Consider the following 19,649-nt stretch of genomic DNA (forward strand, 5'->3'; position numbering starts at 1 on the left):
GTTTCCGGGCCAGGAGGTGATCGATCGCACGCTCATCAACACCTGGCAGGACCCGAAGGTGGTGGACGTGGTCAAGGCGACCGGCCGCAAGCAATTGATCATCGCCGGCCTGTGGACCGAGGTGTGCGTGGCGATGCCGGTGATCCAGGCTCTCGGCGAGGGCTGGGATGTAACAGTGGTCACCGATGCGTCCGGCGGCGTTTCGGTCGAGGCGCACGAGGTCGCCATAGAGCGCATGATCGCCGCCGGCGCGAATGTGATGACCTGGATGGCTGTGGCCGGCGAATGGCAGCGCGACTGGGCCCGGCTCGATACGGCCGCCAAGCTGACCGAGGTGCTCGTGCAGCACGGCGGAGGCAGCGGCATCGCCTATCTCTGGGAGCAGCAGTTGCTCCACACGCCAGTGCCGAGCAAGGGCTGATCTGGCAGGGATGGCGAGGATCCTGCGCGGTGCACTCCGTTGGAACTGAATGCTTGTCGGGATTCGTCATCCCATCTCGACGCTCAGCCGAAAGTGGGCTCGCCCAGCATCGATTGTGTCGCTCCAGCGGGCGCGGCTGGCAACTGCCGGTGATAATCGGGGGCTTCACCGCAGGCGCTCGTGCACAGCGATGGGCGCTTCATCGGAACACGGGCCGAATAGCCGTCGACTGGCAGGCCAAGCCGGAGCTCAACCCGGCGGCCTCGGTCGGCGTCTTCGATCCGGGAAGTCAATCGGCACGGAAACCTGCCCCCCTATCTGGAGTGCGGCCCTTGTGGCGGACAGCGTTACGAGAGGGAATTGACCGGGGAGCCGGGCTTTCGAAAGATGACAGCCCATGGCCCGACACCGCACCGACAGCATCGAGTTCAAGCGCCAGGTGGCGCAGGATTAACTGGCTGGCGAGACGCTCCATAGCCTTGCCCGCCGACATGACCTGTCGCGCAACCTGATCCGCATCTGGATTCAGAAATTCGCGGGCGGCGCCTTTGACGACGAAGCCAATCGCCGTCGATACGATCGAAGCCTACGAGGCGCGCATAGCCGCGCTGGAGCGGCTCGTCGGCAGGCAGGCCCTGGAGATCGAGTTTCTAAAGGGGCTCTGAAGCGCGGACCGCGGCCGAGAAGCGCGACGACATCCGTCGTCACCGGCCCCTGCGGCATCTCGGTCGCAGAAGGATGCCGGCTGATGGGGATCGCGCGTTCAACTTACTACGACAAGCCGGCCACCCGGCTGCATCCACCACACGGACCGCGGCTCGCAATACGCGGCTGGACGCTACCGGCAAGCCCTCGCCGAACATGGCCAGGTCGGATCGATGGGGCACCGCGGCAATCCCTATGATAACGCCAAGGCCGAGAGCTTCATGAAAACGCTCAAGGTCGAGGCCGTCTATCCGATGGCCTATGAGACGTTCGACGATGTCGCTGCCGACCTTCCGCGCTTTATCGATCAGGTCTACAACGCCAGCCGACTGCACTCCGCGCTCGGCTATCTCAGCCCTCAGCAGTTCGAGGATCAACACGCCCGGCTCTCGGTCAAAACCGCAGCCTGATCCTGTCTACCAGCAGCGGCGAACTCCAATCGTTAACGAGCCCCTAACCCCCGACAACGACGACCGCGAAGCCCGCTGGCGGCTAAACGACAAACTCGTGAGCACTGCGAGCCAACTCCATACGATGATCCGCTTTACCCAGGTGGCATGGCAGCAGGGATTTGAGTGCGACCGGGCGATGATGGACCAAGCCTTGGACGTATTGCTGTCCCTGGCGATCGACCTCGAAACAACCGCCTACGAGATCGTCTGAGGAGGCCGCCCAATGAACGCCCAGATCAACATCGACCGCATCGTCGACGAAGCCGTCACGCTCGCTGACCTCACCGGGCCACAGACCGGCACCGCACCCACGCCAAGGGTGCCGCGCTTCGACGCGCCCGCCGATCAGCCGCCCGTGGACTATGAGGTCGGCGAGGATGACGATAGAGGCGAGGTGACGCCGGCTCGGGCTCGCATCCTCCTCGGGGAGTTTTTCGACGAGTTTCCAAAGGATCTGCTTGCCGCAATGGCGATTGAACAGGTCGTAGGGATGCGCTCCGCGACAGTCAACGTGATGCTCGGAGAATGGGGCGAGGCCTATGCCAAGGGACTCGTTTCCCAGCCGATGAGCCCCGCGGCCTTCGCTCGTTTCGCGTCAGACCAATATGATTGCGGTTTCGATGACGGCGCCACTGATCGTGCGCTGACCGGGAGGGCGTCATGAACGTTCACGTCGAGAAGCCAGCCAAAGACGACCGGCCAACGGTGGCGCGCTCGCTGGAGCAGTTGAAGCAACTGAAACGCACGTGGACGGGCGTCTCCGCCGAGACCGCGGCGCGTCTCAACGACGCCGAGGAGCAGATTCTCGAGGAGCTATTCAGCAAGCCCTGCTCCGACGCCGCCGACCTGCTGGCGAAGGCCACGGCCTGGGGCATGGTGATCGACGAGGGTGGCGATCCGGCGCAGGCATGGGGCGAGAACTGGCCGATTTTCGTGGCCGATATCGAGCGACTCGCGGGTCGGCACATGAGCGAGTCCGCATCGCGGCTCCCCGACTGGCGCCTACTGGCCGCTGACGGCGGCTCGGTGTCTGAGGCAGACGAGCTGGGGCGCGCCATCCTCGCCGCTCCGGCGCGCTCCTTGGTCGATCTGGCGGCCAAGCATGAGGTGCTGGTCCACGCCATCGGCGAGGAGCTTCCGCCTGCGTACCGGGTGCTGCTGTGAGCTACGACAGATGGTGTGACCACCAGCCCCGCCGCGCGTCTGTGCGGCGGGGCGCTCTCTAGGCGGGTTCGACTCCACGATGGAGCCAAGAGGGCAGGGGAAACACCCGAGTCGCGCAATTTGCGGCTTCAAGGGCGGTCATTGAATTAGGAGCGGTGTTTTGGGGGCAGCTAAATCGCCAATGCTGATTTGCTTTTGCAATCAACGCCTTGGCTGGAAGAGATGGCTCCCTGAGCAGGACTCGAACCTGCGACCATTCGATTAACAGTCGAACGCTCTACCAACTGAGCTATCAGGGAATGGAGGCGACCTCGTCGCCGTCACGGGGGCCCCTATAGCAACGCCGGATGCGTTTGTGAAGTCGCATCCGGCCGGCATGTGGATATCTTCAGGCGCTGAGGAGCTCCTGCTGCCCGGTGAATTGCAGCTGGTGGAAGCCGAAATAGCGGCCGCGACGGGCGATCAATTCATCGTGCCGCCCGCTCTCCACCACGCGCCCGTCCTCGATCACACAGATGCGATCGGCATTGACGACGGTCTGCAGGCGGTGGGCGATCACCAGCGTGGTGCGGTGCATCTGCAGCGTGCGCAGCGCCTTCTGCACCTCGGCTTCGGATTCCGAATCAAGGGCGGCGGTGGCCTCGTCGAGCAGCAGGATCGGCGCATTCTTGAGAAAGGCGCGGGCGATGGCGATGCGCTGGCGCTGGCCGCCGGACAGCTGGGCGCCGTGCTCGCCGACCGCGGTATCGTAGCCGTTGACGAAGCCCGAGATGAAGTCATGTGCATGGGCGGCGCGCGCCGCCTCCACGACCTCCTCATAGGTGGCGCCAAGCCGGCCGGCGAGGATGTTCTCGTAGACGGTGCCGGCGAAAAGGAACACGTCCTGGCTGACGAATGCCACCGCTTCGCGCACCGACTGGCGGGTCACCTGGTCGAGCTTCTGCCCGTCCACCGCGATGGTGCCGGACGAGATGTCGTAGAAGCGCTCGATGAGGTTCATCACCGTGCTCTTGCCGCCGCCCGACAGGCCGACCAGCGCCGTGGTCTTGCCGGCCTCGGCGACGAAGCTGAGGCCCTTGAGCACGGGTTCCTCGGGGCGGTAGCCGAAATAGACGTCGTTGAACTCGATGCGGCCGCCCTTCGGCGCCAGCTCGAGCACCGGCGTGCCGGGGGGATCCTGCTCCGTCGGCTTCAGGTCGAGGATCTGGAACAGCATGCGGGCGGCGAGCAGGTGGCCGGTGAGGTCGATGTTCAGCCGGGCCAGCCGCTTGGCGGGCTCGTAGCTGAGCAACAGCGCGGTGATCACCGAGAAGAACTCGCCCGGCGTGCGTCCGCCATGCAGCACGCTGTAGCCGGCATACATGATCACAAGGCCGACAGCGACGCCGCCCAGCGCCTCCATCAGCGGGCCTGATTGCGACTGGGCGCGTACCATGCGGTTCGACGCCTTCTCCAGCGCGTCGATGCGGTCGTCGAGCCGGAAGCGGACGCTGGGCTCCAGATTGAAGGACTTGATGGTGCGGATGCCCTGGAAGGCTTCCAGCGACTGCCCCATGATCTGGATCGCGGAATGGAATTCGCGGGTGAAGATCTTCTGTACCTTGCGGATCAGGCTGCGCACGCCGCCGACCGCGATCGGCATCACGATCAGGCCGATCACAGCCATGAACGGGTCCTGGATGATCATCACCGCGGTGAGGCCGATCACCGAGAGCAGGTCGCGGCCGAGGCTGGTGATGATCAGGTTCAGCACGTTGCGCGCGCCCTCGGCGCCGGCGTTGAACCGCATCATCAGTTCGGCGGTCTGGGTCCGCGCGAAGTAGCTCAGGTCCTGAAGCATCAGGCGTTCGAGCACGCGCTTCTGGTTGTCGGCGACGATGCGGTTGCCGACGCGCGCCAGCGTCACCGCCTGCCCGTAGGTGGCGAAACCCTTGATGACGCTCAGCGCCAGCACGATGCCGGACATGATCCAGACGGCAGCGGAATTCTGCTGGACGAAGATCTTGTTGATCACGTCGCCCATGATGTAGGCGAGGCCGGAGGTCGTGCCGGCCATGATGCCCATGAACACGAAGGACAGCGCATAGCCCTTCCAGTGCCGGCGGCCATCGGTCATGAACAGTCGCCCGACGGTATCCCGTGTCTCCGGGCTGATCATGTTGCGAAACGCATTGGCCAGTTTCGATGGCACCATCAAGCAGTTCCTTGTACAGCGGCGACGGCGTACCAACCGTTGCACCGCAAGGGCTGTCCGCCGGCGGCGGCTTCAGCGGGGCGGCTTCATCAACGACGATCGACCGGCATTGTCAAACGATGGAGCGTTGCGGGCGCGCATCCCGCCGCTCCCTGTTGCGGTCGCAACACGCGCCGCCGGAGCCGGTTTCGGCATCTCGGCGGCGCGTGCGCTGTTGGAGGCCACGGAGGGAATCGAACCCCCGTACGCGGATTTGCAGTCCGCTGCGTAACCACTCCGCCACGTGGCCGCAGGAGAGGGAGAGCACTCCGGGGAGGTCTCCATCTTGCAGCCGAGGCGCCTCATAACAGAGCCGCTCGCGGACGGCAACGGAGGAGGGCCGCTCGTCCCCGGTGCTGTGCCGGTGCGGTGCAGTGAGGTGTATGATCGGTGCAACTGCCGGCGCGGACGTCCGATCCGGCGCCGGATCGGGCCGGAAGGTCGCGCATGGATCCCCGACAGGGCGTCCGACCTTCGGGAAGGCTGCAAGAACTCTTGCCAAGCCGGCGTGCGTCGCACTACTCATGACGGGCCGCGAGAGGCAAGGGAGCCTTGTCCGCACAGCCTCTGGCGGCGTTATCGGGAAAATAGTTCGGGGTTGCGCCAGAATGATCGATTTCGCTGAGATGCGCCGTGCCATGGTCGACGCGCAGGTGCGGGCGAACGACGTGACCGATCTCAAGATCGTCGCCGCCATGATGGAGACGCCGCGCGAGCGCTTCGTCCCCGCCGGGCTGCGCAACTTCGCCTATATAGACGACGACCTCCTGGTGAAGGAGGGCGCTCCGGCACGTTACCTGATGGAGCCGATGGTGCTCGCCAAGCTGCTGCAGGCGGCGGAGATCGGCGACGGCGACCTGGTGCTCGATGTCGGTGCCTCCAGCGGCTATTCCACCGCCGTGCTCGCCAAGCTGGCCGGCCAGGTGGTGGCGCTTGAAGAGGATGCCGAGCTCGCCGACCGCGGCGCCGGCGTGCTGACCGATCTCGGCCTGCTCAACGCCGCCTATGTCAAGGGGGCGCTCACCGCCGGCTGGCCGGGCGAGGCGCCCTATGACGCGATTCTGCTGAACGGCTCGGTCGACGAGGCGCCGCAGACGCTGCTCTCCCAGCTCAAGCCCGGCGGGCGACTCGTCGCGGTCGTCGGCCGCGGCCGCGCCGGCCGCGCCACCGTGTTCACCAACACGGCCGGCGGTATCGGTTCGCGCGTCGTCTTCGACGCCGCGGTGCCGACCCTGCCGGGGTTCGAGGCGGCGCCGAGCTTTGTATTCTAAGGCTTTGCGCGGGGGCTGTGGCTGATCTGCCGCTGCCTCCCGCAAAATGGTTTCCGGCTGCTTACTCCCGGTTCACAGCTCCCCTTCCTCCTCCTATTCTGACAGTCCGTCATACATAGATGAGAAGCGGCCAATGGTAGCCGCTTCCGTTTAGTCGCGCGTTTGTAGGGGTTTGAGCATGTGGCTTGATGCTACCGGGGGCAGGCTGGTCGCGTCCGCGATCGCCGTTTTCGTCATTGGAACGTCGCTTCCAGCCGCAGCGCAGACGCTCGATCAGGCTCTGGTCTCGGCCTACAGCACCAATCCCACGCTGAATTCCCAGCGTGCGGCGACCCGCGCCACCGACGAATATGTGCCGATCGCGCTGTCCGGCTACCGGCCGCAGGTGTTCGGCAGCGCCAGCATCGGCGCCGAGTGGGCGGAGACGCGCGTCTCCTCCGGCAGCGCCGCCGCGCTGCTGAACGGTGGCAACACGATCAGCAACAACCGGCTGTTTCCCTCGGGATTCGGCGTCACCATCAGCCAGACCATCTATGACGGCCTGCGTACCGCCAATTCGGTGCGCGGCGCCGAATCGCAGGTGAGGGGGCAGCGCGAGCTGCTGCGCAACACCGAGCAACTGGTGCTGCTCGACGGTGTGACCGCCTATATGAACGTGCTGCAGAATTCGGCGCTGGTGGAGCTGCAGAAGCAGAACCTGGCGGCGTTGCAGGAAGAACTGCGTGCTGCCCGCGATCGCTTCGCCGTCGGCGAAATCACCCGCACCGACGTCGCCCAGGCCGAGGCCAGCGTCGCCAATGCCCAGAGCCTGCTGTCGCAGGCGCAGTCGAACCTGACCACCTCGCAGGCGGTGTTCCTGCAGGTGACCGGGCTGAAGGCGACCAAGCTGTCCCCCGGCCGGCCGATCGACCCGATGCTGCCGAAGAGTGTCGACGCGGCGATCCAGATGGGCCTCGGCCGCCACCCGGCGGTAAAGGCGGCCGAGTTCGCGGTCGATGCCTCGATGTCGAACGTGAAGGTGGCGGAATCGGCCCTGTCGCCGCAGCTCACCCTCAACGGCGCCGCAGCCTCCAACTACAACAGCTCCGCCACCACCGAGCGGGCTACCAGCGCCGCCGCGACGCTGAACCTCTCGGTGCCGATCTACCAGGGCGGCGGCGAATTCGCGACCATCCGCCAGAGCAAGGAATTCCTCAGCCAGTCGCGCATCGAGGTCGATGTGAACCGCGACCAGGTGCGGGCCAATGTCGTGCAGTACTGGGGCGCGCTGCAGGCGGCGCGGGACGCCATCGAATCGGCGCAGGCCTCGGTGGCCGCCAACGAGATCGCGCTGCGCGGCGTGCGCGAGGAATGGCGCGTCGGCCAGCGCACCACCCTCGACGTGCTGAACGCCCAGACCGCGCTGTTCAACGCCCGCGCCAGCCTGGTCATCGCCCAGCGCGACCGGGTAGTGGCCTCCTATGCGGTACTGTCGGCGGTCGGCGAACTCAACGCCGCCAAGCTGTCGCTGCGGGTCGCGACCTACAACCCGAAGATCCACTACGAGCAGGTGCGCGACGCCTGGATCGGCGTGCGCACCCCCGGCGGGCAGTGACGCCGGCGCCTCCGGCGCCCCGACATCGAAGAGACGACATGCCCGGCCTCGCGCCGGGCATTTTCGTTTCGGGCGCGCGGCGGGCGCGGGATCGGTCGGGCGTCCGATCCATAGGGCTTCGGATCGACGGCGAGACCGCGGCGCTGAGGAGGCGCCGTCTCGCGGATCGCGGGCAGGTGGGCTCGCGGACGGGCGAGCCGATCGGGTACGCAGATCATCGGCTCGGATCATCTGTGAGGGGAGAGGCATTGGCTTGGCGAGGTGCGGACCGACAGGCCGGTCCCGCCGCGAGGCGTGTTGCTGCCATCGCTATGGCCTGCGGCTGCCGGCGCGCCCGATCAAGCCGGAGCGCCTGCTGCCGGAGCGCCGGCTGCCGGAGAGCGACGCGTTCGCAGGCATCGGTTGCGGGGGAGCTGGGGTCCCGGGTGGCGCGCCCGCTTAGGCTCCCTCCGCCGGTCCGTGCGATAGCGTAACGGAAGGAGTGGCGGCGCCGGAACGTCGATGGCGGGCTGCATCGGCGCTGCCGGAAGGCCGTCATCCACAAGGCTGTGGCGCCTTGATGGTGTCATATCGGCGCTAGTGGCATGTTTACAAAGTGTTAAGGTATGATTCGTCGGACCAGTTGTCCGTCGGTCATTTGAGTAAGCGTTTCAGGGATCGGATGCAGCGCATGTCGGTGAGTGCGAGGGCGAACGAGCCGTCGATGGAAGAGATCCTCGCCTCGATCAGGCGGATCATTTCGGACGATGTGGCCGGCGAGGCCGAGGCGGCGCGTACCGCCAGCCTCGTCGAGCTGGTGGAGGCCGCTCCGGCGGAGGAAGAGCCCGCGCCGGAGCTCGAAGACGCGCCGGCGTCCGCCGCCGCGGAAGACCCGCTCGACCTCGAAGCCGAGCTGCCGGCCACTTCCGCGCCCGCCGTGGTGGAAACGGCTGTTGCCGCGCCCGAGGCGCCGGCGGCCGAAGCCGCCGCGGCGCGCCCGCGTCCGCTGCCGACCTCGCTGCGGCCGGTGCCGCGCGACGAGCCGCAGGCCGAGGCAGTTGCCCTCCAGATCACGCCTTCGCCGGCCGCCTCCGCGGCCCCCGTCGCCTCGCCGGCCGCCTCCGCGTCCCCTGTGGTCCCATCTGCCGCGCCGCGGGCCGACCTCACCCATGTCGAACGCACCGTGCATGCGGAACTGGACGGCTTGGCCGGTAGTTTGCACGCACAGGTCATGGCCGCCGTGACCCGTTCCGTTGAAAACCTCGCCCCCAAAGCCTTCCCGGAGACTGTCGATATGCAGGTGCAAGCCAAGCCCGCCGTGGTTTCGTCGCGTGTCGCCCCCGCGCTCGCCGAGCGCCGCACCACCGAGGACGCCCCGGCCGTCGTCGAGGCTTCGCGCAGCGCCGAGCCGCGCTCGCTGCTGGCCCGCGCCGAGGCCGAGAGCCGGCCGAACCGGCTGCTGTCCGGCGCCACCGGCGAATCGGTCGCCTCCTCCTTCGGAGCGCTGAGCCGTACCGTCGCCTCCAATACCCGCTCGATGGAGGATGTGGTCACCGACGCGCTGCGGCCGATGCTGAAGAGCTGGCTCGATGAGAACCTGCCGGAACTGGTGGAGCGGCTGGTGCGCGCCGAGATCGAGCGCGTGGCGCGCCACGGCCAGTGAGAGGCGCGGGCGGGCACCAGCCCCGCCCGCCGCGTCATTGCCCGCCGCGTCATCGCCGATGACGCATCGATGCGGCCAACCGGCTGCCGGTCGGGTTTCCGGGAGCTTCCGGCCGCTCGCCGAATAACCGGCGCCATGTTGACTCCCGCTCCCGGCTCCGCTTTCTGTCGCATCGATTCACGTGGTGCCCCCGGAGCCGACATGCTCGACAACAGGTTCGATCCCGCCGCCGTCGAAGGCCGCATCTATCAGGCATGGGTCGAGGCCGATGCCTTCAAGGCCGGCCGTCCCGAGCGGGTACATGCCGAGCCGTACTGCATCGTCATCCCGCCGCCCAACGTCACCGGCTCGCTCCATATGGGGCATGCGCTGAACAACACGCTGCAGGACGTGCTCGCCCGCTTCGAGCGCATGCGCGGCAAGGACGTGCTGTGGCAGGTCGGTACCGACCATGCCGGCATCGCCACCCAGATGGTGGTCGAGCGCCAGCTCGCCGAACGCCAGCAGCCCGGCCGCCGCGAGATGGGCCGGGCCGCCTTCGTCGAGCGCATCTGGGCGTGGAAGGAAGAATCCGGCGGCACCATCATCAACCAGCTGAAGCGGCTGGGCGCCTCCTGCGACTGGTCGCGCGAGCGCTTCACCATGGATGAGGGGCTGTCGCGCGCGGTCCTCAAGGTGTTCGTGCGGCTCTACAAGCAGGGGCTGATCTACAAGGACAAGCGGCTGGTCAACTGGGACCCGAAGTTCCAGTCGGCCATCTCCGACCTCGAAGTGGTACAGGTCGAGGTGAAGGGCCATCTCTGGCACTTCCGCTACCCGCTCGACGGCGGCGTCACCTACCAGCATCCCGTCGCCTTCGACGAGGCGGGCCGCCCGACCGAGTATGAGACGCGCGACTACATCGTCGTCGCCACCACCCGGCCGGAGACCATGCTTGGCGACACCGCGGTGGCGGTGCATCCCGACGACGAGCGCTACAGGGGCCTGGTCGGCACATTCGTGCGTCTGCCGCTGGTCGGCCGGCTGGTGCCGATCGTCGCCGATGCCTATTCCGACCCGACCAAGGGCACCGGCGCGGTGAAGATCACCCCGGCGCACGACTTCAACGACTTCGAGGTCGGCAAGCGTGCCGGCGTGCCGATGATCAACGTGCTCGACGCCGAGGCGCGGCTGACGCTGTCCGGCAATGCCGAGTTCCTGGAGGGCGCGGTCGAGGGGCCGGATCTCGACGCGGTGCTGGCGCTCAGCGGCCACAGCCGCGAGGCGGCGCGCAAGGCGATCGTGGCGCTGATGGACGAGCGCGGGCTGCTCGACAAGATCGAGCCGCACGCCCACACGGTGCCGCATGGCGACCGCTCCAATGTCGTCATCGAGCCCTGGCTGACCGACCAGTGGTATGTCGACGCCCACACGCTGGCGCAGCCGGCGCTGAAGGCGGTGCGCGACGGCCGCACCAGCTTCGTCCCGAAGAACTGGGAGAAGACCTATTTCGAGTGGCTGGAGAACATCCAGCCCTGGTGCATCTCGCGCCAGCTGTGGTGGGGCCACCAGATCCCGGCCTGGTACGGGCCGGACGGCTCGGTGTTCGTCGAGGAGACCGAGGAGGCGGCTCTCGCGAGCGCGCTTGCCCATTGCGTGCAGGCCGGCATCATCACCGACGAGCAGGCGCGGGACTACGCCAAGCATCCCGAGAAGGCCGGCGGCCTCATCACCCGCGACGAGGACGTGCTCGACACCTGGTTCTCCTCGGCGCTGTGGCCGTTCTCGACGCTCGGCTGGCCGGACCAGACCCGCGAGCTGGAGCGCTTCTACCCGACCTCGGTGCTGATCACCGGCTTCGACATCATCTTCTTCTGGGTCGCCCGGATGATGATGATGGGCCTGCACTTCATGGACGGCGAGATTCCGTTCAAGCACGTCTACATCCACGCCCTCGTCCGCGACGAGAAGGGCGCCAAGATGTCGAAGTCCAAGGGCAACGTCATCGACCCGCTGTCGCTGATCGAGGAATACGGCGCCGACGCGCTGCGCTTCACGCTGGCGGCGATGGCGGCGCAGGGCCGCGACATCAAGCTCGCCACCTCGCGCGTCGAGGGCTACCGCAACTTCGCGACCAAGCTGTGGAACGCCGCCCGCTTCGCCGAGATGAACGGCTGCACGCGGGTGCCGACCTACGAGCCGAAGAAGGTGGAGCTGGCGGTGAACCGCTGGATCCTCAGCGAACTCCAGCAGGCGCAGGAAGACATCACCGCCGGCATCGAGGCCTACCGCTTCAACGAGGCGGCGGGCGCGGCCTATCGCTTCGTGTGGAACATCTTCTGCGACTGGTATCTCGAACTCGCCAAGCCGGTGTTCATGAACGCCGACAATCCCTGGCAGGCCGAGACGCGGGCGACCACCGCCTTCGTGCTCGACGAGATACTGAAGCTGCTGCACCCCTTCATGCCGTTCCTCACCGAGGAACTGTGGAAGCTCACCGCCGGCGAGGGGCTGCGGCGGCCGGCCATGCTGGCGCTGACGCAATGGCCGAAGCTGTCGGGCCTGAAGGCGCCGGCGGCGGCGCAGGAGATCGGCTGGCTGATCGACCTCGTCACCGAGATCCGCTCGGTGCGTGCCGAGATGAACGTGCCGGCCGGGGCGCAGATCCCGCTGGTGCTGGTGGACGCCTCCAGCCTGACCCAGACCCGCACCGAGGTGTGGATGGACGCGCTTACCCGCCTCGCGCGGCTCTCCGGCGTGACCTTTGCCGACGCCGCGCCGGCCGGCGCGGTGCAGGTGGTGGTGCAGGGCGAGACGGCGGCGCTGCCGCTTGCCGGCATCATCGACATGGATGCCGAGGTGGTGCGGCTGACCAAGGAGCTCGGCAAGACGCATGACGAGCTCGACAAGATCGAGAAGAAGCTCGGCAATCCCGACTTCATCGCCCGCGCCAAGGAAGAGGTGATCGACGAGCAGCGCGAGCGCCGCGATGCCGCCCAGGCCCGCGCCGCCAAGATCGTCGATGCGCTCGGCCGGCTCGGCAAGGTGGGGTGAGGGACGGCCGTCGCGTCGGCTTCATCCGCGCGGGGCGGGGCGGGCAGGGGCCGCGTGCTTCGAGGCTCGCGGATCCAGTCCTTGGGCTTGCACTTCGGCATGAGGAAGCTTGTCCCGCATGATGCATTTCCAAGGCTCCTCATCCTGAGAGTCTGACTCGCCGTTGCCGAAGGAGTGGGGAACTCCCTCTCCCCGACGTAGAGATGGCTGGGGCGAGGGGGCTTCGCGGTATTCCAAAGGGGGAGCTCCCCCTCACCGACCCGCTTCGCGGGCCACCTCTCCCCATCGGGGAGAGGAATACCTGTCAGACTCTGAGGTGCGAGCGCCGGCGAGCCTCGAAGGATGCAGGCCCTGCCCATGGACAGGCGCCGCGAAACGCAGGACCGGGATCGCTCTCCGGCTTCCGGGGCGATCCCGGCTCGGCCTTTGGCCATCCGGGATGCCGATGGGGGAGCGTCACCGGCGCGTGCGCCCCGACCGGGCGTCATCGAACCGTCATCTCCGCCGGTCTAGAGGCCTGAGCACGCCGGGCGTAGGATCCGCCGGGCGGAACCGGCAGGGGCGGGTCCTCCGCCCGCCGAGCGGGAAGGACCGACATGCCGTTCATCGCCTCGTTCCAGCTCGGCGACTTCGCCAGCACGCTGATCAGCCTCGTGGTCGCCTTCGTCCTCGGCACGTTGATCGGCGCCGAGCGGCAATACCGCCAGCGCATCGCCGGTCTGCGTACCAATGTGCTGGTGGCCATCGGCGCCTGCCAGTTCGTCGACATGGCGATGCATCTCGACGGCGCCGGCGGCGCGGTGCGCGTCATCGCCTATGTGGTCTCGGGAATCGGCTTTCTCGGCGCCGGCGTCATCATGAAGGACGGCGCCAATGTCAGCGGTCTCAACACCGCCGCGACGCTGTGGTGTTCGGCGGCGGTCGGTGCCTGCGCCGGGGCCGACCTGATTGCCCAGTCGGTGGCGCTGACGGTGTTCGTGCTCGCCGGCAACACCCTGCTGCGCCCGCTGGTGCGTCGGCTGGAGCGGCTGCCGCAGGGCGAGGAGACCGAGGCCAGCTATGAGGTGATCCTGCTCGGCGCCGCCGCCGAGGCGACGGCATTGCAGGCCCGGCTCGCCGAACAGCTGGAGGAGGCCGCCTATCCGGCCGCCGACATCGAGGCGGTGGAGCGGCCGAACGACATGGTGGAGATCACCGCGCGGCTGGTCTCCACCACCGCCCGCCGGGCCGAGCTCGATGCGCTCACGGCGCGGCTGCGCGGCCTTGCCGGCGTCTCCTCGGCGCACTGGTTCCGCAGCGCCGGGGAATAAGGCCGGACTCAGCCGCCATTGGCCGGCGAGGACTGCGACGGAGCCGGCGCCTCGACCGGCGGCAGATATTTGTCGAGCTCGGCGCGCAGCCGCTCGATCACATCGGCGGCCTCGGACAGCTCGTCCTCGATTTTGTCGCGCGGAAACTGGTCGAGATTCGCCGCCATGGCCCGCAACCGCTCCACGATATTGCCGCTCGACATCCTCATCCTCCTTGGCCGCGGTCTTCGCCGCGCCGTTGCAGCCTATACTGACGCAACCCCTTCGGCACGGCGCGTGACATGCTGATGACGCCGCCCCGCCCGGTGCCGGACGGCCGGCATCAGGCGGGCGGCGGCCGGGCATCTCGGCGGCGGCGGCGGCGCCACGCGGCAGGAAAAACTTAAGCCTAAGCGCAAGCGGGGAGCGGTGGGGGGCGTTCGGCGCTACCGCCGGTCGTGACACATGTGCAACAGTGTCACGCATTCGCCACCCTAAGTGGAGCCGGGACCGGCGACGCCGTGAAGCCGCCACAAACCGGCACGAAATCCGACCCGAAGAGAGTGGATAGTCGTGCGTAAGGATGCGGTGTTGCAGAATTCCGCATCCGCCGGGAAAGTACTGAAGAATGGACGCCAAGACGCTCATCGATAAACGCAACCTGCCCAGCCGTCACGTTACGGAAGGGCCGGCGCGTGCCCCGCACCGCTCCTATCTCTACGCCATGGGCCTGACCCGCGAGCAGATTCACCAGCCGCTGGTGGGCGTGGCGTCGTGCTGGAACGAGGCGGCGCCGTGCAACATCTCGCTGATGCGGCAGGCGCAGGCGGTGAAGAAGGGCGTTGCGGCCGCCGCCGGTACCCCGCGCGAATTCTGCACCATTACCGTCACCGATGGCATCGCCATGGGCCATGACGGCATGAAGGCCTCGCTGGCCTCGCGCGAGGTGATCGCCGACAGTGTCGAGCTGACCATTCGCGGCCATGCCTATGACGCGCTGGTCGGCTTGGCGGGCTGCGACAAGTCGCTGCCGGGCATGATGATGGCGATGGTGCGGCTCAACGTGCCGTCGATCTTCATCTATGGCGGCTCGATCCTGCCCGGCTCGTTCCGCGGCCAGCCCGTTACCGTGCAGGACCTGTTCGAGGCGGTCGGCAAATATTCGGTCGGCGGCATGTCGCTCGACGATCTCGACGAGCTCGAGCAGGTGGCGTGCCCCTCCGCCGGAGCGTGTGGCGCGCAGTTCACCGCCAACACCATGGCCACCGTCTCCGAGGCGATCGGCCTGGCTTTGCCCTATTCGGCCGGCGCGCCGGCGCCCTACGAGATCCGCGACAAGTTCTGCATGGCCGCCGGCGAGCAGGTGATGGACCTCATCGCCCGCAATATCCGCCCGCGCGACATCGTCACCCTCAAGGCGCTGGAAAACGCCGCCACCGTGGTGGCGGCTTCCGGCGGCTCGACCAATGCCGGCCTGCATCTGCCGGCCATCGCCCATGAGGCCGGCATCAAGTTCGACCTGTTCGACGTCGCCGAGATCTTCAAGCGCACCCCCTATATCGCCGATCTGAAGCCGGGCGGGCGCTATGTCGCCAAGGACATGTTCGAGGCCGGCGGCATCCCGCTGTTGATGAAGACGCTGCTCGACCACGGCTATCTGCACGGCGACTGCCTGACCGTGACCGGCCGCACCATCGCCGAGAACCTCGCTTCGGTGAAGTGGAACCCGCACCAGGACGTGGTGCGCTCCGCCGACAACCCGATCACCCCGACCGGCGGCGTGGTCGGCCTTGCCGGCAACCTCGCCGAGGACGGCGCCATCGTGAAGGTGGCGGGGATGAAGAACCTGAAATTCACCGGCCCGGCGCGCTGCTTCGACGGCGAGGAAGCCTGTTTCGAAGCCGTCACCAACCGCGCCTACAAGGAAGGCGAAGTGCTGGTGATCCGCTACGAGGGCCCGAAAGGCGGTCCGGGCATGCGCGAGATGCTGTCGACCACCGCGGCGCTGTATGGCCAGGGCATGGGCGACAAGGTGGCGCTGATCACCGATGGCCGCTTCTCCGGCGCCACCCGCGGCTTCTGTGTCGGCCATGTCGGGCCGGAGGCGGCGGTCGGCGGGCCGATCGGGCTGATCCGCGACGGCGACATCATCACCATCGACGCCGTCGAGGGGCGGCTCGAGGTTGCTCTTTCGGACGAGGAGATCACCGCGCGCCGCGCGCAGTGGCAGCCGCGTCCTTCGACTGTTGGCTCGGGGGCCATCTGGAAGTTCGCGCAGGCCGTGGGACCCGCCCGTCTGGGCGCCGTGACCCATCCCGGCGGCGCGGCCGAGACATCGTGCTATGCGGATATTTGACCGTCTGGCTCTCATAGCCGTCCTCGCGACGGCGCTGATGCCGCTGTCGGCGGTGATGTCGGGGGCCTATGCCTTCGACGGCACCACCGATACCGGGAACGGGGCCATCGCGGCCCCGCGCCCGCTCGACGAGGCGGTGCGCTTCGGCACCCAGGCGCTGCGCTCGGGCGAGACCGACAAGGGCATCGAATCCCTGCGCTACGCCGCCGACCAGGGCCATGCCGGCGCCCAATGGAAGCTCGGGCGCATGTATGCCGAGGGCGAGGGCGTCGAGCGCAACGACATCAAGGCGTTCGAGTACTTCACCCAGATCGCCAACATGCATGCGGACGACAACCCGTCGACGCCGCAGGCGCGTTTCGTCGCCGATGCCTTCGTGGCGCTGGGCGGCTATTATCTGGCCGGCATTCCCAACAGCAAGGTGCGGCGCGACCCCAACCGGGCGCGCGACATGTTCGCCTATGCGGCGTCGTATTTCGGCGACCCGGAGGCGCAGTATCATCTGGCGCGGCTCTATATTGACGGCGTCGGCGTCAATCGCGACCCGCGCTTCGCTGCCCGCTGGCTGGGCCTTGCCGCGCATAAGGGCCAGTACCAGGCGCAGGCGGCGCTGGGTGGGCTGCTGATCAAGGGCGAGGAGGGGGTTCCCCGCCAGGCGGCGCGCGGCCTGATGTGGCTGACGCTCGCCCGCGACGCCGCGGCCGGCCCGAACGACAAATGGGTGGTCGACCTCTATGACGACGCCTTCGCCGGCGCCACGCCGGACGAGCGCGCCATGGCGCTGGTCTATCTCGAGCAATATATGAAGGTCGAGAAGTAAGCCCTTTTCCGATCAGGTGATATCACCCGGTCGGACGGGGAGGGTATGCACCCCGCCCAGCTGGCCTCCCGTCGCCATCCTCCCCGGCCGGAGAGCCGGCTCTCACGCCGCGATGTCGAAATCCGCCCACACCGGCACATGGTCGGAGGGCTTCTCCCAGCTGCGCACATGCTTGTCGATGCCGGCCCCGGTGAGGAGGTCGGCAGCCTGCGGGGACAGCAGCAGGTGGTCGATGCGGATGCCGTTGTTCTTCTGCCACGCCCCGGCCTGGTAGTCCCAGAAGGTATAGAGCCCGGCTTCGTCGCTGGCCGCCCGCACCGCATCGGTGAGGCCGAGCGTCTCGATGGCGCGGAAGGCGGCGCGGGTTCGCGGCAGGAACAGCGCGTCGCGCACCCACATTTCCGGATGGGCGGCATCCTCCGGCTCGGGAATGACATTATAGTCGCCGGCGACGATCAGCGGCTCCTCCAGTTCGAGCCGCGCTGCGATGTGCGCCTTCAGCCGCGCCATCCAGGCGAGCTTGTAGGGGTATTTCTCGGTGTCGGGCGGGTTGCCGTTGGGCAGGTAGATGCCGCAGATCCGTACCACGCCGCCGCCGGGACGCGACACCACCACCTCGATGAAGCGCGACTGCACATCCTCGTCGTCGCCGGGCAGGCCGTTGGTCACCTCGTCGAACGGCAGGCGCGAGAGCACGGCAACGCCGTTGAAGCCCTTCTGCCCGTGCACGGCGACGTTATAGCCGGCGGCCTCGAAGGCTTCGCGGGGGAACTGGTCGTCCTGGCACTTGATCTCCTGCAGGCAGACGACATCCGGCTTGCGCTCGGCGAGCCAGGCCAGGGTGTTGTCGAGCCGCAGCCGGACGGAATTGACGTTCCAGGTAGCGATGCGCATGCGCGAGATATCCGCTTTTCCGTCGGGGTCTTGAATCGGGCGCAGCATGACGGCTCGGCGGGCGCGGCGCAATCGGCGCGGCCGGAAGGGGGCGGCCTAGGCGTGGGAGCGGCGCCGGATCTTGCCGTCACTGACGCAATAACGGCCGTGCTGGTAGGCGCCGTCGGTGAGCCGGCGGTTGAGCCGTTGGAACAGCTGCGCCAGAACGGAACGCAGGGTCGCGAGGAACATCTTGGACTCCATCGACCGGGATCGGCCGTGTCTTCAATGTGGGCGACGCTGGGTCAGCTTTCGATGGCGAAGACGGAGCAGCCGCATAAGCAGAGTGTAAAGACCGGATGCGTCTGCCACCCGGTTGCCCCGGACATGGCTCGCACCTAGCCTGAGACGCCGAGTGGGCTGGAGGCGGCTAATGGCGGGAGGGTGCAGGTGCGAGGCTATGGGCCGTACATCGCGGGAGCAGCGCTCGGGCTGGTCGTGGCCCTGGCGCTGTCTGCCGGACTAGGGCTGAGCGGGACGCCGCAGTTGCTGCTGTTCGCGGTGCTGCCGGCGCTGGGCGGCGCCGTGGCCGAGCGGCTGGTCGCCGCCCGCCGGTGAGTGCGCGAGGCCGCTAGAGCACCGGCAGCAGCCGCCGCACGATGAGGGCGCCGGAGCGGGCCACCTCGTCGAGGAAGCGGTGCACGTCGAAATGCGACGAGTGGCCGGCGAGATCGGATAAAGCGCGGATCACCACCCAGGGCACGCCGAAGGCGGCGCAAACCTGCGCCATGGCGGCGCCTTCCATCTCCACCGCGCGGGCGTCGAAATCGCGGAACAGCGCCGCCCGCACGTCCTCGTTGTTGATGAACTGGTCGCCGGTGAGCACCCGGCCGAAATGGATGCGCGGCGCGCGGGCGCCGGCCTCGGCGGTGACGGAGAGAGGGGAGAGCTCGTAATCCGCCAGCGCCGCGGCGATGCGGCCGGCGAGGGCGGCGTCGAGGGCGAGGCCGAGACCGTCAAACGGATTGAAGAACGGCTGGTGGCCGTGCTGGTACACCACGAAGCCGCCCGGCCCCTCATAGCCGTGGTCGTGCTGCACCACATGATCGGCAATGACGACGTCGCCGACCGACAGCGCCGGGTCGAGCCCGCCGGCGACACCGGAGAACACCACCGCGCTGGCCCCGAAGCGCTCGATCAGCAGCGTGGCGGCGATGGCGGCATTGACCTTTCCCATGCCGGCCTTGGCCAGCACCACCGCCTCGCCATCGAGCCGGCCGGCATGAAAGGCCATGCCGGCGGCGTCGAAGGTCTCGGCGTGCTCGAGATTGTCGAGCAGATAGGCGACTTCCTGTTCCAGCGCGCAGAGCACGCCGATACGCCTCGCACCGGCGTGGGGCATCAGAGCGCGAAGCTGGTGCCGCAGCCGCAGGAGGCGGTGGCGTGCGGATTGCTGATCTTGAACGAGGCGCCGATCAGATCGTCGACGAAATCGATATGCGAGCCGGACATATATTCCAGCGACACCGGATCGACGACGACGGTGGCACCGTCCCGCGCGATGACGATGTCGTCGGCGGCCTTCTCGCGGGTGATGTCGAACTTGTACTGGAAGCCCGAGCAGCCGCCGCCCTCGACGCTGACCCGGAGCATGCTCTCGGGCGGTTCGGCGGCGAGGATCTCGGCGATGCGGCGGACGGCGCTGGCGGTGACCGCCACATTGGTGGCCACAACGTCTTCGGCAGAGGGAACGAGTGAGGCGTCAGCCATCGGGGCGGCCTTCGTATGTTGGATCG

General features: G+C 67.7%; 19 protein-coding genes and 2 tRNA genes. 13 read left to right on the forward strand and 8 right to left on the reverse strand.

The genetic code is table 11. The features are described 5' to 3' along the window. The 5 genes from KHC24_RS11120 to KHC24_RS11140 all read left to right on the forward strand — a co-directional run. The coding region (locus KHC24_RS11120; protein ID WP_213363351.1) for an isochorismatase family protein at nucleotides 1-421 on the forward strand (421 nt) is incomplete at its 5' end. 878 nt (nucleotides 422-1,299) lie between these two features. Beyond that, nucleotides 1,300-1,536 carry an integrase core domain-containing protein gene (locus KHC24_RS11130; protein ID WP_213363352.1) on the forward strand — a complete coding sequence of 79 codons (237 nt, stop codon included), beginning with the start codon at nucleotides 1,300-1,302 and terminating at the stop codon, nucleotides 1,534-1,536. Between the two features lie 124 nt (nucleotides 1,537-1,660). Further along, a complete protein-coding gene (locus KHC24_RS25415) occupies nucleotides 1,661-1,789 on the forward strand; it encodes a hypothetical protein (RefSeq protein WP_276515471.1) in 129 nt (42 codons plus the stop codon). A gap of 12 nt (nucleotides 1,790-1,801) precedes the next feature. After that, entirely contained in the window at nucleotides 1,802-2,242 is a 441-nt protein-coding gene (locus KHC24_RS11135; RefSeq protein WP_213363353.1) for a hypothetical protein, read from the forward strand. Beyond that, the gene (locus KHC24_RS11140; RefSeq protein WP_213363354.1) at nucleotides 2,239-2,742 is read left to right on the forward strand and encodes a hypothetical protein; all 504 of its coding nucleotides are present in this window, start codon (nucleotides 2,239-2,241) and stop codon (nucleotides 2,740-2,742) included. The genes KHC24_RS11135 and KHC24_RS11140 overlap by 4 nt, the downstream gene beginning before the upstream one ends. A gap of 223 nt (nucleotides 2,743-2,965) precedes the next feature. Here KHC24_RS11140 and KHC24_RS11145 read toward each other — a convergent pair. The 3 genes from KHC24_RS11145 to KHC24_RS11155 form a co-directional block, all read right to left on the reverse strand. Continuing rightward, nucleotides 2,966-3,041: transfer RNA gene (locus KHC24_RS11145), tRNA-Asn, on the reverse strand. A gap of 89 nt (nucleotides 3,042-3,130) precedes the next feature. Beyond that, nucleotides 3,131-4,936, reverse strand: a complete 1,806-nt coding sequence (locus KHC24_RS11150; RefSeq protein ID WP_213363355.1) for an ABC transporter ATP-binding protein — start codon at nucleotides 4,934-4,936, stop codon at nucleotides 3,131-3,133. Nucleotides 4,937-5,151: 215 nt separating this feature from the next. Then, a tRNA-Cys gene (locus KHC24_RS11155) sits at nucleotides 5,152-5,225 on the reverse strand. 358 nt (nucleotides 5,226-5,583) lie between these two features. On the opposite strand from KHC24_RS11155, the gene KHC24_RS11160 reads away from it, so the two are divergent. The 5 genes from KHC24_RS11160 (at nucleotide 5,584) to KHC24_RS11180 (ending at nucleotide 13,825) form a co-directional block, all read left to right on the forward strand. Next, entirely contained in the window at nucleotides 5,584-6,246 is a 663-nt protein-coding gene (locus tag KHC24_RS11160; protein ID WP_213363356.1) for a protein-L-isoaspartate O-methyltransferase family protein, read from the forward strand. 178 nt (nucleotides 6,247-6,424) lie between these two features. Then, entirely contained in the window at nucleotides 6,425-7,840 is a 1,416-nt protein-coding gene (locus KHC24_RS11165; protein WP_213363357.1) for a TolC family outer membrane protein, read from the forward strand. Nucleotides 7,841-8,510: 670 nt separating this feature from the next. Continuing rightward, complete coding sequence (locus KHC24_RS11170; RefSeq protein WP_213363358.1) at nucleotides 8,511-9,482, forward strand: PopZ family protein; 972 nt, start codon at nucleotides 8,511-8,513, stop codon at nucleotides 9,480-9,482. Between the two features lie 201 nt (nucleotides 9,483-9,683). After that, nucleotides 9,684-12,515, forward strand: a complete 2,832-nt coding sequence (locus KHC24_RS11175; RefSeq protein ID WP_213363359.1) for a valine--tRNA ligase — start codon at nucleotides 9,684-9,686, stop codon at nucleotides 12,513-12,515. 596 nt (nucleotides 12,516-13,111) lie between these two features. Beyond that, complete coding sequence (locus KHC24_RS11180; RefSeq protein WP_213363360.1) at nucleotides 13,112-13,825, forward strand: MgtC/SapB family protein; 714 nt, start codon at nucleotides 13,112-13,114, stop codon at nucleotides 13,823-13,825. An 8-nt stretch (nucleotides 13,826-13,833) separates the two neighbouring features. Here KHC24_RS11180 and KHC24_RS11185 read toward each other — a convergent pair whose 3' ends face one another. Continuing rightward, complete coding sequence (locus tag KHC24_RS11185; RefSeq protein ID WP_213363361.1) at nucleotides 13,834-14,028, reverse strand: hypothetical protein; 195 nt, start codon at nucleotides 14,026-14,028, stop codon at nucleotides 13,834-13,836. A 404-nt stretch (nucleotides 14,029-14,432) separates the two neighbouring features. Between KHC24_RS11185 and ilvD the strand changes: the two genes are divergently transcribed. Beyond that, nucleotides 14,433-16,160 carry a dihydroxy-acid dehydratase gene (ilvD, locus tag KHC24_RS11190; protein WP_213363362.1) on the forward strand — a complete coding sequence of 576 codons (1,728 nt, stop codon included), beginning with the start codon at nucleotides 14,433-14,435 and terminating at the stop codon, nucleotides 16,158-16,160. Further along, a complete protein-coding gene (locus tag KHC24_RS11195; protein ID WP_213363363.1) occupies nucleotides 16,147-16,980 on the forward strand; it encodes a tetratricopeptide repeat protein in 834 nt (277 codons plus the stop codon). Before ilvD ends, KHC24_RS11195 begins: the two co-directional genes overlap by 14 nt. 102 nt (nucleotides 16,981-17,082) lie before the next feature. On the opposite strand, the gene xth is transcribed toward KHC24_RS11195, so the two are convergent. Then, the gene (xth, locus tag KHC24_RS11200) at nucleotides 17,083-17,874 is read right to left on the reverse strand and encodes an exodeoxyribonuclease III (protein WP_213363364.1); all 792 of its coding nucleotides are present in this window, start codon (nucleotides 17,872-17,874) and stop codon (nucleotides 17,083-17,085) included. A gap of 96 nt (nucleotides 17,875-17,970) precedes the next feature. Then, nucleotides 17,971-18,105, reverse strand: a complete 135-nt coding sequence (locus KHC24_RS25420; RefSeq protein WP_271180552.1) for a hypothetical protein — start codon at nucleotides 18,103-18,105, stop codon at nucleotides 17,971-17,973. 198 nt (nucleotides 18,106-18,303) lie between these two features. Here KHC24_RS25420 and KHC24_RS11205 point away from each other — a divergent pair, with 198 nt between their 5' ends. After that, nucleotides 18,304-18,471 carry a hypothetical protein gene (locus KHC24_RS11205; RefSeq protein WP_213363365.1) on the forward strand — a complete coding sequence of 56 codons (168 nt, stop codon included), beginning with the start codon at nucleotides 18,304-18,306 and terminating at the stop codon, nucleotides 18,469-18,471. A gap of 13 nt (nucleotides 18,472-18,484) precedes the next feature. On the opposite strand, the gene KHC24_RS11210 is transcribed toward KHC24_RS11205, so the two are convergent. Continuing rightward, nucleotides 18,485-19,255: a 5'-methylthioadenosine/adenosylhomocysteine nucleosidase gene (locus KHC24_RS11210; RefSeq protein WP_213363366.1), complete on the reverse strand. Its 771-nt coding sequence runs from the start codon at nucleotides 19,253-19,255 to the stop codon at nucleotides 18,485-18,487. Then, nucleotides 19,255-19,623 (reverse strand): iron-sulfur cluster insertion protein ErpA, encoded by a 369-nt coding sequence (erpA, locus tag KHC24_RS11215; RefSeq protein ID WP_213363367.1) that lies wholly within the window; start codon nucleotides 19,621-19,623, stop codon nucleotides 19,255-19,257. Before erpA ends, KHC24_RS11210 begins: the two co-directional genes overlap by 1 nt. Nucleotides 19,624-19,649: the final 26 nt, after the last annotated feature.

Origin of the sequence: Ancylobacter defluvii (assembly GCF_018390605.1) — a bacterium.
In the GTDB taxonomy this organism is placed as follows: domain Bacteria; phylum Pseudomonadota; class Alphaproteobacteria; order Rhizobiales; family Xanthobacteraceae; genus Ancylobacter; species Ancylobacter defluvii.

What these genes read in the sequence shown, in the direction of transcription:
- KHC24_RS11130 (WP_213363352.1), top strand. Translation starts at nt 1,300, where the DNA reads ATGGGGCACCGCGGCAATCCCTATGATAACGCCAAGGCCGAGAGCTTC.
- KHC24_RS25415 (WP_276515471.1), top strand. Translation starts at nt 1,661, where the DNA reads ATGATCCGCTTTACCCAGGTGGCATGGCAGCAGGGATTTGAGTGCGAC.
- KHC24_RS11135 (WP_213363353.1), top strand. Translation starts at nt 1,802, where the DNA reads ATGAACGCCCAGATCAACATCGACCGCATCGTCGACGAAGCCGTCACG.
- KHC24_RS11140 (WP_213363354.1), top strand. Translation starts at nt 2,239, where the DNA reads ATGAACGTTCACGTCGAGAAGCCAGCCAAAGACGACCGGCCAACGGTG.
- KHC24_RS11150 (WP_213363355.1), bottom strand. Translation starts at nt 4,936, where the DNA reads ATGGTGCCATCGAAACTGGCCAATGCGTTTCGCAACATGATCAGCCCG.
- KHC24_RS11160 (WP_213363356.1), top strand. Translation starts at nt 5,584, where the DNA reads ATGATCGATTTCGCTGAGATGCGCCGTGCCATGGTCGACGCGCAGGTG.
- KHC24_RS11165 (WP_213363357.1), top strand. Translation starts at nt 6,425, where the DNA reads ATGTGGCTTGATGCTACCGGGGGCAGGCTGGTCGCGTCCGCGATCGCC.
- KHC24_RS11170 (WP_213363358.1), top strand. Translation starts at nt 8,511, where the DNA reads ATGTCGGTGAGTGCGAGGGCGAACGAGCCGTCGATGGAAGAGATCCTC.
- KHC24_RS11175 (WP_213363359.1), top strand. Translation starts at nt 9,684, where the DNA reads ATGCTCGACAACAGGTTCGATCCCGCCGCCGTCGAAGGCCGCATCTAT.
- KHC24_RS11180 (WP_213363360.1), top strand. Translation starts at nt 13,112, where the DNA reads ATGCCGTTCATCGCCTCGTTCCAGCTCGGCGACTTCGCCAGCACGCTG.
- KHC24_RS11185 (WP_213363361.1), bottom strand. Translation starts at nt 14,028, where the DNA reads ATGTCGAGCGGCAATATCGTGGAGCGGTTGCGGGCCATGGCGGCGAAT.
- ilvD (WP_213363362.1), top strand. Translation starts at nt 14,433, where the DNA reads ATGGACGCCAAGACGCTCATCGATAAACGCAACCTGCCCAGCCGTCAC.
- KHC24_RS11195 (WP_213363363.1), top strand. Translation starts at nt 16,147, where the DNA reads ATGCGGATATTTGACCGTCTGGCTCTCATAGCCGTCCTCGCGACGGCG.
- xth (WP_213363364.1), bottom strand. Translation starts at nt 17,874, where the DNA reads ATGCGCATCGCTACCTGGAACGTCAATTCCGTCCGGCTGCGGCTCGAC.
- KHC24_RS25420 (WP_271180552.1), bottom strand. Translation starts at nt 18,105, where the DNA reads ATGTTCCTCGCGACCCTGCGTTCCGTTCTGGCGCAGCTGTTCCAACGG.
- KHC24_RS11210 (WP_213363366.1), bottom strand. Translation starts at nt 19,255, where the DNA reads ATGCCCCACGCCGGTGCGAGGCGTATCGGCGTGCTCTGCGCGCTGGAA.
- erpA (WP_213363367.1), bottom strand. Translation starts at nt 19,623, where the DNA reads ATGGCTGACGCCTCACTCGTTCCCTCTGCCGAAGACGTTGTGGCCACC.